The 11,713-nt window shown below is 70.5% G+C and carries 12 protein-coding genes and 1 pseudogene; 10 read left to right on the forward strand and 3 right to left on the reverse strand.

Going from position 1 to position 11,713, the window contains the following annotated elements; translation table 11 throughout:
* The first annotated feature begins 106 nt into the window (after positions 1–106).
* The 9 genes and pseudogenes from ACIBBH_RS40460 to ACIBBH_RS40500 all read left to right on the forward strand — a co-directional run bounded on the left by ACIBBH_RS40460 (position 107) and on the right by ACIBBH_RS40500 (position 7,575).
* Positions 107–751: an HAD family hydrolase gene (locus tag ACIBBH_RS40460; protein WP_399413701.1), complete on the forward strand. Its 645-nt coding sequence runs from the start codon at positions 107–109 to the stop codon at positions 749–751.
* Positions 752–790: 39 nt separating this feature from the next.
* A pseudogene (locus ACIBBH_RS40465) lies at positions 791–1,198 on the forward strand (VC0807 family protein); the annotation flags it as partial.
* A gap of 90 nt (positions 1,199–1,288) precedes the next feature.
* Positions 1,289–2,506: an MFS transporter gene (locus tag ACIBBH_RS40470; protein WP_399413703.1), complete on the forward strand. Its 1,218-nt coding sequence runs from the start codon at positions 1,289–1,291 to the stop codon at positions 2,504–2,506.
* Entirely contained in the window at positions 2,457–3,632 is a 1,176-nt protein-coding gene (locus ACIBBH_RS40475) for an acetoin utilization protein AcuC (RefSeq protein WP_399413705.1), read from the forward strand. The genes ACIBBH_RS40470 and ACIBBH_RS40475 overlap by 50 nt, the downstream gene beginning before the upstream one ends.
* A gap of 226 nt (positions 3,633–3,858) precedes the next feature.
* Positions 3,859–4,674: a phosphatase gene (locus ACIBBH_RS40480; protein WP_399413708.1), complete on the forward strand. Its 816-nt coding sequence runs from the start codon at positions 3,859–3,861 to the stop codon at positions 4,672–4,674.
* Positions 4,675–4,803: 129 nt separating this feature from the next.
* Positions 4,804–5,016, forward strand: coding sequence for a helix-turn-helix domain-containing protein (locus ACIBBH_RS40485; protein WP_004984898.1), 213 nt, complete (start codon positions 4,804–4,806; stop codon positions 5,014–5,016).
* A 133-nt stretch (positions 5,017–5,149) separates the two neighbouring features.
* A complete protein-coding gene (locus ACIBBH_RS40490) occupies positions 5,150–5,248 on the forward strand; it encodes a 30S ribosomal protein bS22 (protein ID WP_003948845.1) in 99 nt (32 codons plus the stop codon).
* Between the two features lie 189 nt (positions 5,249–5,437).
* Positions 5,438–6,499 carry an NAD-dependent epimerase/dehydratase family protein gene (locus tag ACIBBH_RS40495; RefSeq protein ID WP_399413710.1) on the forward strand — a complete coding sequence of 354 codons (1,062 nt, stop codon included), beginning with the start codon at positions 5,438–5,440 and terminating at the stop codon, positions 6,497–6,499.
* Positions 6,500–6,513: 14 nt separating this feature from the next.
* On the forward strand, positions 6,514–7,575 hold the full coding sequence (locus ACIBBH_RS40500; protein ID WP_399413713.1) for a lysophospholipid acyltransferase family protein: 1,062 nt from the start codon (positions 6,514–6,516) through the stop codon (positions 7,573–7,575).
* A gap of 69 nt (positions 7,576–7,644) precedes the next feature.
* On the opposite strand, the gene ACIBBH_RS40505 is transcribed toward ACIBBH_RS40500, so the two are convergent.
* The 3 genes from ACIBBH_RS40505 to ACIBBH_RS40515 all read right to left on the reverse strand — a co-directional run bounded on the left by ACIBBH_RS40505 (position 7,645) and on the right by ACIBBH_RS40515 (position 11,133).
* Positions 7,645–8,877 (reverse strand): DUF5667 domain-containing protein, encoded by a 1,233-nt coding sequence (locus tag ACIBBH_RS40505; protein WP_399413715.1) that lies wholly within the window; start codon positions 8,875–8,877, stop codon positions 7,645–7,647.
* 246 nt (positions 8,878–9,123) lie between these two features.
* Positions 9,124–9,954, reverse strand: a complete 831-nt coding sequence (locus tag ACIBBH_RS40510) for an ECF subfamily RNA polymerase sigma factor, BldN family (protein WP_399413717.1) — start codon at positions 9,952–9,954, stop codon at positions 9,124–9,126.
* Positions 9,955–10,212: 258 nt separating this feature from the next.
* Entirely contained in the window at positions 10,213–11,133 is a 921-nt protein-coding gene (locus ACIBBH_RS40515) for an HAD family hydrolase (RefSeq protein WP_399413719.1), read from the reverse strand.
* Positions 11,134–11,227: 94 nt separating this feature from the next.
* Between ACIBBH_RS40515 and ACIBBH_RS40520 the strand changes: the two genes are divergently transcribed.
* Complete coding sequence (locus ACIBBH_RS40520) at positions 11,228–11,509, forward strand: glutaredoxin family protein (protein ID WP_399413721.1); 282 nt, start codon at positions 11,228–11,230, stop codon at positions 11,507–11,509.
* Positions 11,510–11,713 lie beyond the last annotated feature (204 nt).

Genomic DNA, 11,713 nt, shown 5'->3' on the forward strand with positions numbered 1-11,713 from the left:
GGTACTGCAGGGGGGACCCTGTGGGAGAGTAGGACACCGCCGAACAATCATTGAGAAAACCCCCGCACCCTCCGGTGCGGGGGTTTTCTGCGTTTAGGGTCTCACCATGCGCTACGACCTGATCATCTTCGACAACGACGGCGTCCTCGTCGACAGCGAGCCGATCTCCAACCGGCTGCTGGCCGCCTGCCTGACCGAGCTCGGGCACCCGACCTCGTACGAGGAATCCATCCGCGACTACATGGGCTCCGCGATGCACCGGATCCACGAGCTGGTCCTGGAGCGCACGGGCCAGCGGCTGCCCAAGGACTTCGACGACGTCTTCCACGGCCGGGTGTTCGCCGCGTTCGAGCGGGAGTTGAAGCCGGTGGCGGGAGTGAGTGACGTACTGCAGAAGCTGGCCGCGGACGGGGTGCCGTACTGCGTGGCCTCGTCGGGGAGTCATGAGCGGATCCGGGTGGGGCATCGGACGACGGGGCTCGACCGGTGGTTCGAGGAGTCGCGCATCTTCAGTTCGCAGGATGTGGGGCGGGGCAAGCCGGCGCCGGATCTGTTCCTGTACGCGGCCGAGCGGATGGGGGTGGCGCCGGAGCGGTGTGTGGTCGTCGAGGACAGTCCGCTGGGCGTCCAGGCGGCCGTGGCGGCCGGGATGGACGTGTACGGGTTCACCGCCATGACGCCCGCCGCCAGGCTCGCCGCCGCCGGTCAACTCTTCTCGGACATGGGGGATTTGCCTGACCTGCTGATATGACCCAGGGCTCGGGGCCGCGCTGACACTGACGGCGCGGTCAGCAGCACGGTTGCGATCGGCATCCTGGTCTCCGTGGCGCTCGGGAAGCCGGTGATGACCGCGGGCCTCAGGCCCTTCCTGGTGAAGGGCGACGCGGCCAAGCAGGCCGCCTGGGAGCGGCCGGCGGGCGGGGCCGCGCCCGGGTCGGCGGCCTTCCGGGGCAGGGAGCGAGTGTTCTCCCTGACCTGGCGTGTGGCGCTGCTCGGTGAGTGCGTCGCGCGGGTCGTGGGCGCGTACACCATCCCCGTGGACACCATGGTCTGGCTCGGCGGGGTCTTCGTGATCGGTGCGATAGCGCTCGGGACGGTGTTCAGCGGTGGCCTCGCCGCCCGGCCCATGGAACGTCTGATCGCCGCCGAGCTGGAGACGGCGGACGCCCCGAAGCCCGCGGTCGCCATCGCCGCGTAGGCGGCAGGCAGAGCGGGCCGGAAAAGCTGAGGGAAGTTCATCTTTGGCTGGATCTACCGACAAGTAGCCCGGGGCCCTACGCTCGCCGCCATGACAGATGTGCTGCGGCGCGGTAGAGCCTCGCTGGCGTTCGGCTTCTTCGCTCAGGGCGCCACCTTCGCGCTGCTGGTGACACGCATCCCGGCCATCCAGGACCGGTACGGCGTCTCCGACGGCCTGCTGCCGGTCTTCCTGGCCGCCGTGCCGATCCTCGCCGGGGTCGGCAGCGTGACCACCGAGCAACTGGTGAAGCGGATCCGGCCCAGCCGGCTGCTGCGCTGGTCCCAGCCCGTCGTGCTCCTGGCGCTGCTCGGCGTCGGGGCGGGCGGGCACATGGCCGGGCTGGGCGTGGCGCTCGGCGTGTTCGGGCTGGCCGTGGGCGCGCTGGACGCCTCGATGAACATGCTCGGGGTGAGCCTGCAGCGGACGTACGGGCGCAGCATCATGCTCAGCTTCCACGCCGCCTACAGCCTGGGCGGGATCCTGGGGGCGTCGCTGGCCTGGGCGGGGGCGCACTGGCATCTGGCGCTGTGGGTGTCGTACCTGCCGGTGGTGGCGGTGCTGCTGCCGGCGGCCCTGGTGGGGAGCCGGTTCTACGCCGACGGGGACACCGCCCCCGCCGAGCAGGGCCACGGCCGGGGCGAGGGCGGGACCCTCGTCTTCAAGCTGCTGCTGCCGCTGTGCCTGGTGATGACCTTCGCGTACATCGGGGACTCGACCGTCTCCAACTGGAGCGCGAAGTATCTGCAGGACACGCTGGGCAGCTCGGAGCAGCTGGCGACCGTTCCGTACAACGTGTACATGGTGACCACGCTGCTGGGCCGGACCATCGGGGACTTCGGGGTACGGCGGTTCGGGGCCGTGGTGGTCGTACGGCTCGGGGCGCTGGTGGCGGCCCTCGGGTTCGCGGTGGTGGCCGGTGCGCCGGGGGAGTGGGCCGGGATGCTCGGGTTCACTCTGCTGGGGCTGGGGCTGTGCGTGCTGGTGCCGCAGACCTTCGCGGCTGCCGGGCGGTTGTTCCCGGGCGCGTCGGACGCGGCCATCGCGCGGCTGAACATCTTCAACTACGTGGGTTTCCTGGTCGGTTCGCCCTTGGTGGGGGCGCTGGGGGACGCCTGGAACTACCGCGGGGCGATGCTCGTGCCGATGGTGTTGGTGCTGGTGACGTTGGTGTACGCCAGGTCGTTCGCTGCTCAACCGGACCGATACGGTGGCGGGCATGAGCGGCCGCGCACAGCTGATGTGGGACGAGGCAGTAACGGGTTATGACTTCGGCCCGGACCATCCGATGGATCCGGTCCGGCTGGAGCTGACCCGGCAACTGGTGGGTGCCTTCGGGCTCGACCGGGAGATGGAGGTCGTCGCGGCGAAACCGGCCGGGGAGTCGACGCTGCGGCTGGTCCACCGGCAGGACTACATCGAGGCGGTGAAGGCCGCGTCGGCGGATCCCCGGTCGGCGGACGGGGCGTACGGGCTGGGGACGATGGACGATCCCGCCTTCGCCGGGATGCATGAGGTGTCGGCTCTCATCGCCGGGCAGTCGGTGGGGGCCGCGGAGGCTGTGTGGCGCGGGGACGCGGCGCACGCGGTGAACTTCGCGGGCGGGCTGCACCATGCGATGCCCGGGGGCGCGTCGGGGTTCTGCATCTACAACGACGCCGCGCTGGCGATCGCCCGGTTGCTGGAGTTGGGGGCGGAGCGGGTCGCGTACGTGGACGTCGACGTGCATCACGGGGACGGGGTGCAGGCGGCGTTCTGGGACGATCCGCGGGTTCTGACGATCTCGCTGCACGAGCATCCCCGTACCCTGTTCCCGCAGACGGGGTGGCCGGAGGAGACCGGTGGGGCGGGGACGGCGGAGGGGTCGGCGGTGAACGTCGCGCTGCCGGCGGGGACCGGGGACGCGGGGTGGTTGCGGGCGTTTCACGCGGTGGTGCCGGAGCTGATCGCTGATTTCCGGCCGCAGGTGCTGGTGACACAGCACGGGGCGGACACGCACTTCGAGGATCCGCTCGCTCATCTCGCGGTGTCGCTGGACGCGCAGCGGGCTGTGCAGGTGGCGTGCCATGAGCTGGCGCACGAGTACGCCGGGGGGAAGTGGGTCGCGCTGGGTGGGGGCGGGTACGCGGTGGTGGATGTGGTGCCGCGGTCGTGGACGCATCTGGTGGGGGTGGCGGCGGGGCGGGAGATCGCGCCCGAGGCGGTGATTCCTGACGGGTGGCGGCAGGAAGTCTTCGCTCGTACGCGGCAGTTGGCGCCGGCGCGGATGAGTGATGGGCGGTGGCCGGTGGAGTGGGCCTCCTGGGAGGCGGGGTACGACCCGGCGGACCGGTTGGACCAGGCGGTGCTGGCCACGCGGCGGGCGGTGTTTCCGCTGCGGGGGCTGCTGGCGTAGGGCGCTGGTGCGGGCGGCTGGGTTTTTCGCCGCCGCCGCCGTCCCCAGGGGCTGCCGCCCCTTCGACCCCGCTCCTGGGGGCTGCGCCCCCAGACCTCCTTCGGCCAACGGCCTCGTCCCCGGGGGGCACCCCCGGACAGGCTGGATCAGCGAACCGTTACGCCAACCGTGCGGTCTTCCCCCGTTTCCCCCACCCCCGCACCCCCCGTCCGTCACCATCGCTCCCGTGTTGAGCACCGGTGCACTCCGTGCGCATCTGCTGGCTGCCCGGCTTGCCGGGATCGTGGCGACCTCGAGGGAGGACAGCCTGCGCAGTTATCGGCTCTTCGCTGCTCGTGATCCCCGGGTGACGATCGGGATCGATCCGGAGTGGTCGTGGGGCGAGCGGGATCTGATCGCGTTGATGGCGGACAAGTGTGGGGTTTCGGCCGATCCGGCGCACATTTCAGGGCATGATGTGATCGACCCTGAGCGGACGCTGGCCGCGCTGGACGCCTTCGCGGAGCGGGTGGAGGCGGTCGCCCGGCGTCGGGGTCCGGTGCTGCTGGGTACCGGGCACCCCCATCGGCTGCTCGGTTTCTACGCCGCTCTGGCGGACGCCCTGTCGGCGGCGGGATGTGAGGTCCTCACACCGGCGCAGGGTCGCCGTGTCGACATAACGACCCGGTTCGGCCTACGCACGTACAACCTTGAGTACGTACGGGGCGTCGCGTTGATGCGAGACCCCGCAGCTGAACGCCCCGGTTGTGAGCCCGGCGCACACACGCACTCGCCGCTCCCGGTGCGGACCGCGCTGGCGGCCGCGGCCGAGGCCGGCGGCCCGCTGCCGAAGCTGGTGATCGGGGACCACGGCTGGGTCTGCGGAGCAGGTCAGCTGGGGTTTGAGGCCATCGGGCTGGCCGACACGGACGACCCGGCGCTGTTCGTGGGGGAGGCGGAGGGCTCGGTGTCGGTCACCGTTCCCCTTGATGACGCCGTGCGGTCTCCTTACTACCGTCCGCTTACCCGCTACGTACTCGATCGAGCGTGTCTGTCACAGTAGGCCGCCGATGGGTGCACCTCTTCCCCACTCGCATCACCCGCCCCTACATTGGGGAGTGAGCACGCAACGACGAAGAGTCACCGGAAGGGGAAGCCGGTGGCCGTCGAGTGCGGAAGGTTCAGGTGTGTCATGGCTGCAGCTGGCGAGAGGCCTCTGAACGAGGTTCAGTTCCTTACCGTGGCGGAAGTCGCCTCGGTGATGCGAGTGTCGAAGATGACCGTGTACCGGCTGGTGCACAGCGGTCATCTGCCCGCGATCCGGGTCGGGAGGTCCTTCCGCGTCCCGGAACAAGCGGTACACGAGTACCTTCGCGAGAGCTATGTGGGGGTGGAAACCGCCTGACGGCGACCGCCGGAGAACCCTCCGGAACCCCTCGATTACGACCTCAGCGCTCGGGCGGGTAGGCTAGCCCCTCGTAGGTCGTATGGGCCCATGGCGCCCAACACCGAGTGATGAGAAGTGAGCGAGGGTAGTCGTGGGCTCTGTTATCAAGAAGCGGCGCAAGCGGATGGCCAAGAAGAAGCACCGCAAGCTGCTCAAGCGCACGCGCGTTCAGCGTCGCAACAAGAAGTAAGCGGCGCCGAGAGCGTGGCTTCGTGGCCCCCCACCGCAAACCGGTGGGGGGCCACAGTCATATTCCGAAGGGGGAATTCCGTCACCTCGCGCGTCCGGCGGTCATCACAGCGCAACAACAACCCGCTAAGTTGGCCGCACACGGGGAACGCGGGCTGGGACGACGAGGTCTGGAAGGAAGGCGCTGATCTTGGGGAAGGTCGTGCTCGTGACCGGAGTGGCCCGTCAACTGGGGGGCCGTTTCGTACGACGGATCCAGCGTGACCCGGAGGTCGACCGGGTCGTCGCCGTGGACGCGGTACAGCCCGAGCACCACCTGGGCGGCGCGGACTTCATCCAGGCCGACATCCGGCAGTCCACCATCGCGCGGGTGCTCGCCGAGACGGGCGCCGACACGGTCGTCCACATGGACGTGACCGCCATGGCGCTGGGCACCGGCAGCCGGACCACGGTCAAGGAGACCAACGTCATCGGCACCATGCAGCTGCTCGGCGCCTGCCAGAAGTCCCCGACGGTCAAGCGGCTGGTGGTGAAGTCCAGCACGAACGTGTACGGGTCCGCCTCCCGCGACCCGGCGGTGTTCACCGAGACCACCCCCGCCAAGTCCCTGCCCAGCGGCGGCTTCGCCAAGGACGTCTGCGAGGTGGAGGGATACGTACGGGGCTTCGCGCGCCGGCGGCCGGACGTCGCCGTGTGCGTGCTGAGGTTCGCCAACATCCTGGGGCCGACCGCGGACACCCCCCTCGCCTCGTACTTCTCGCTGCCCGTCCTGCCGACCGTGTTCGGCTACGACCCCCGGCTGCAGTTCGCGCACGAGGACGACGTGATCGAGGTCCTCAGGATCGCCTCGCACGAGCCGCGCCGCGGCACGCTCAACAGCGGCACCTTCAACATCGCCGGCGACGGCGTCCTGTTGCTCTCGCAGTGCTCCAGGAGGCTCGGCCGCCCCACGGTTCCGCTGCTGCTGCCCGCGGTCACCTGGGCCGGCTCCCTGGTGCGTACGCTGGGAATGACGGACTTCTCGCCCGAGCAGATCCGGCTGCTCACCCACGGGCGGGTGGTGGCGACGGACCAGATGCGCGAGACGCTCGGATTCCAGCCGAAGTACACGACCGCGGAGACGTTCGCGGACTTCGCCCGCAGCCACGGCCCCGGGCTGCTGCCGCCGGAGGCCCTCGCGGGGGCCGTCGACCGGATCGCCGCGCTGTCCCTGAAGGGCAGCGGCCACCTCCCGACGCAGAGCGCCAACTGAGGAGCGCAGCAACGATGGCGGACGCCAAGGTCATTCCGTTCGACGACGACCGGTCCCGCGGGGGCGCCGTACAGCGGCCGCCGCGGCGCCGGAGCGCGGGGAGCCGGCTGGGGAACGGCGAGCAAGGCGTGGTCCGCGAGGTCCAGCCCCTGCCCAACCGGGCGGCCACGCAGGATGATGTCCCCGTGATCGGTCAGGAACAGCCGCTCGAGAAACCGAAGGACGACGGCGGCGACGGCGGCCTGGAGCGGCGCGTCGCGAGCGGCCTGGCCTTCCTGCGCCGCCGGCTCACCGGGGACTACGAGGTCGACGACTTCGGCTACGACGAGGAGCTCACCGACCAGGTCCTGATGTCCCTGCTGCGCCCGGTGTACGAGAAGTACTTCCGGGTCGAGGTGAAGGGCGTGGAGAACATCCCGGCCGAGGGCGGCGCGCTGATCGTCGCCAACCACTCCGGGACGCTGCCGCTGGACGGCCTGATGATGCAGGTCGCCGTGCACGACCACCATCCGGCGAACCGGCACCTGCGGCTGCTGGCCGCCGACCTGGTCTTCGTGCTGCCGGTGGTCAACGAGCTCGCCCGCAAACTGGGCCACACCCTGGCGTGCGCGGAGGACGCGGAGGGGCTCCTGGGGCAGGGCGAGCTGGTCGGGGTGATGCCGGAGGGCTTCAAGGGCATCGGGAAGCCCTTCAGCGAGCGCTACAAGCTCCAGCGCTTCGGCCGGGGCGGTTTCGTCTCCACGGCCCTGCGCAAGGGCGCTCCGATCATCCCCTGCTCGATCGTCGGGGCGGAGGAGATCTACCCGATGCTCGGCAACGCCAAGACCCTCGCCCGCCTGCTGGGCTTCCCGTACTTCCCGCTGACGCCCACCTTCCCGTGGCTGGGCCCGCTGGGCGCGATCCCGCTGCCGACGAAGTGGACGATCCAATTCGGCGAGCCGATCCCCACGGACGGCTACCCGCCGGAGGCCGCCGAGGACCCGATGCTGATGTTCAACCTGACCGACCAGGTCAGAGAACAGATCCAGCACACGCTGTACAAACTGTTGGTGCAGCGGCGGTCGGTGTTCTTCTAGCCGTGCCGGTACGACGTGGGGGCGCCCCTCCTGAGAGGGGCGCCCCCATTGACGTACTGCCGCGTACCGCTAGTCCGTGTCGTCCTCGTCGATGCCCAGGCGGGGCAGCAGGCCCGGCAGGAGGGGTGGGACGGTGACGTCCGGCATGGTGGTCGGGCCCTTGGTGGTGGACGGGGAGACGGCGCTGCCGCTGCTCTTCGGTGGGTCGAGCAGGCCGCCCGTGCTGCCGCCGATCAGGCCGTCGCTGTCGCTGCCGGACGCGGAGCCGCTGGGGCTGCCGCTGCTCGACCGGCGGCCGGAGGCGGAGCCGTCGCCGGGGCTGGGCGTGGTCGACCGGTGGGCGCCGGAGGAGCCGGTGGGTGCCGCGCCGGAGCCCCGGCGCTTGCCGTCGCCGGGTGCGGAGGGCTGCTGCGGGAGCAGGGACTGCAGCGGGGCGACCTCTTCGTCTATGGCGTCGAACACCGACGAGACCTGCTCACTGACGTCCCCGAGCTGGACGGGCAGCTTGTCGCGGAGCGCACCCCAGGCCTCGCGGTGGGACCGCGAGAAGGCGGAGAGGGCCTGGATGGGGCCCAGGGACTCGGGGTCGCGCTCGAACGCCGCGTGCAGCAGGCGGTGGCCCTCGGAGACGTCGTGCCGCATGCCGGACAGGGTGCGGCGGATCTCGCCGATGGACTCGTGGTCGAGGTGGCCGCCGCGGCCGCGCTCCATCAGCCGCCGGGCCTCACCGAGCCGGGTCGAGGCCTGGTCGAGGTAGGTCTCGCCGCGTTCGTTGTCCCCGTCGGTCAGGTAGTTGAGCTTGAAGTCCTCGATGCCGCGCTTGAGGCCGTACAGCGAGTCGCCGGGCAGGGCGTCGGAACTCGCGGCGGCGACTCCGCCGAACGCCCCCGCAGCCACGCCGACGCTGAGCCCGCCGGCGGCGAGTCCCTTGGTCAGCCGTGAACGCGGTCGCAACTTCCCCAGCGGGCTCGCCCGGTGGCCGCGCGCCCGGTGGGACCGTTGCCCGGGCACCGAAGGGTCCGCCGCCTCGCCCGCGGCGCCCTCCCGCAGCATGGCCTCCATCGCGGCCACCAGCTGAGCCCGCTGGACGACCTTGACGTCGGGGTCGAGCTGCGGCTTGGGCAGTGCGCCGAGATGTCCCGCGAGGGCCAGGAACCGGCCCTGCTCGGTCTGTTCCGCGGCGGCCGGGGCCGGCTGGGCCGGCCCTTCGGTCTGCTCGGCCGCCGTTTCCCGGTCGGACTGCTCCTCCAGGGCCTGGGCGAAGGCGTTCGCCCGCCGGTGCGCCGATACGTTCGCGATCACTGGCGGCACCTCCTCTCGTCATGACGGTCGACTCCCCAGGGGGTCCTGAGGGTTGCACGCCCTCGATCAATCCACACGATCGAGTGATCAGGGTCGACCAGGACGTGACCACAGGGAGCCTGTATCCCGCACAACGACTGGCGCGGCACTTGGGTTACGGACGGCGAATGGTCGGTTCAGAAAGACAACGGTCCTTCACGCAACGTGAGTTGAGTGTCGCCCACCGTGTCCGCGCGGTGACCGTCGTCAGCGCGCGTCGTCCGGGAGGAGCCGGGCGAGCGTGCGCACGGCCCGGTACTGGAGGGTCTTGATGGCGCCCTCGTTCTTGCCCATCACGCGGGCGGTCTCGGCGACGGAGAGGCCCTGGAGGAAGCGGAGGGTCACGCACTCCTGCTGCTGCGGGTTGAGCCGTCGTACGGCGTCCAGGAGGGCGGCGTTGGAGAGGGACTCCAGGACGGAGTCCTCGGGGGAGCGCTCGACCTCGTTGGCGTCGAGCATCTCGCCGGTGGTGACCTCGAGGCGGAAGCGGCTGGACTTGAAGTGGTCGGCGACGAGGTTGCGGGCGATGGTGACGAGCCAGGCGCCGAAGTCGCGGCCCTGCCAGGTGAAGGTGCCGATCCGGCGCAGGGCGCGCAGAAAGGTCTCGCTGGTGAGGTCCTCGGCGGTGGCCCGGCCGCCCACCCGGTAGTAGATGTACCGGTAGACCGTGTCGCTGTACTGGTCGTAGAGCCGGCCGAAGGCGTCGGCCTCGCCGGCCTGGGCGCGCTCCACGAGGTCCATCATCCGGGCGCTGTCGCTGTCCGCGGCCGGCCGGCGTGCCGTGGCCGGACCGGACGCGCGCCCTCGTCTGCCGACCGCCCGCCCGTCACCCGACCGCCGCCCCTCAACGACGGCGCTGCGCGCCGGCACCTGTTCCATGCCATCGGCGAGTGCGTAGCACGGGCCTACGGGCGTGGCGGTGGCGAAGGCGGGGACGGCGTACGCGGGGACGAAGCCGCGCAACGTCGCTTTGACCGACGCGACTGTCGCGCGCAGCGTAGCCAGGCCCGAGGCGTCAACCCCGATGTGTGGGTACACGGGACTCCCAGAGGCAGAGCTTCCATCACGTGCAGTGCGGGACCGTTCACCCGCCGTAGCGACGGAGGGGTACCGGTTTGCGTCCCAGGAGAATAACGCTTCGTACAGGCACTGCTACGCCCAGTTGCTCAAGTCATCGATTACGTCGCTTCCGTAACCGTTTGACGCCTCTTCAGGTGCCGCAGGGTGATCGCTTGGTGATCGAAAAAGTTCGAGTTCCGGCGAAGTGGGGGACGTGTCGGGTGCCGGGAGGGGCAATCACCGACGGCGCCGGTGCAGGGCGATCGCCGCCGCCGTGCCGCCGGCCACCGCGCCCACGCCCGCCGCCGCGGGGATGCCGACCTTCGCCGCCTTGCGGCCGGTGCGGTAGTCCCGCAGGCGCCAGTCCTTGTCGCGGGCGTGCCTGCGCAGCTTGGCGTCCGGGTTGATGGCGTACGGGTGACCGACCAGGGAGAGCATCGGGATGTCGTTGTGGGAGTCGCTGTAGGCGGCGCAGCGGGAGAGGTCCAGGCCCTCCGCCGCGGCCAGGGCGCGGACCGCCTCCGCCTTGGCCGGGCCGTGCAGGGGCTCGCCGACCAGCTTGCCGGTGTAGACGCCGTCGACCGACTCCGCGACCGTGCCCAGCGCGCCCGTCAGGCCCAGCCGACGGGCGATGACCTGCGCGATCTCCACCGGGGCCGCCGTGACGAGCCACACCTTCTGGCCCGCGTCCAGGTGGGCCTGGGCCAGCGCGCGGGTGCCGGGCCAGATGCGCTCGGCCATGTACTCGTCGTAGATCTCCTCGCCGATCGACTCCAGCTCGGCGACCCGGTGGCCCTTGACGATCGACAGCGCGGAGTCGCGCGCGTCCTGCATGTGCTCGGGGTCCTCGACCCCGGCCAGCCGGAACCAGGCCTGCTGCCAGGCGAACCTGACCAGGTCGCGGGTCTCGAAGAACTTCCGCTTGTACAGGCCCCGCCCGAAGTGGAACAGCGCGGCGCCCTGCATCACGGTGTTGTCCAGGTCGAAGAACGCGGCGGCCCGGTCGTCGCCGAGCACCGGGAACTCCGGTTCCCGTTCGGCGAGGTCCTGGGCCTCCTGCGAGGACTTGCGCGCAGCCTCCGCCGAGGCCTCGCCTGCCAACACGCTCCGCGCCGTGGCGGAGCGCCTACGGGGAGTGAGCCATCCGAGAGCGGCCATGGCGTGAGCATAGCCATTTTGTTCGGTGGTTCCGGAGTCGTGAGGTTGGAAGGCTGTGAACTCTCCGCGACCGGGCCGTTAAAGAAGCGGGACAATGGCCGACATGAGTCCCCTCTTCCGGCGTAAGGCCGCCCCCCACGACCGGCTCGTGACACTCGTCCGCAAGCCCGGCTGCCATCTGTGCGACGACGCGCAGGCCGTGGTCGAGAAGGTGTGCGGTGATCTCGGTGTCCCCTGGGAACAGAAGGACATCACCCAGGACCCGCGGCTGCACGAGCAGTACTGGGAGCAGATCCCCGTCGTCCTCGTCGACGGCAGGCAGCACACCTTCTGGCGCGTGGACGAGTCGCGCCTGCGCAAGGCGCTGACCGGCTAGTCCAAGTCGCGTGAAAGTCGCCCAGAATCGACGCCGGCTTGGTCTCGGGGGCGGGATTCGCGAGGAGCGTGTGACGGTTTTGCCCCCACCGGAGAAGCGCGTGACCCCGGTCACGTTGGCCGGGCAAATCGGACACCATCTTTGTGCACGCGTTCACAAAGACATAGCCTGCTGTCGACGGGGCGGTCTGGGGACGTGTGACCG

Origin of the sequence: Streptomyces sp. NPDC051636, assembly GCF_044453765.1 — a bacterium.
In the GTDB taxonomy this organism is placed as follows: Bacteria; Actinomycetota; Actinomycetes; order Streptomycetales; family Streptomycetaceae; genus Streptomyces.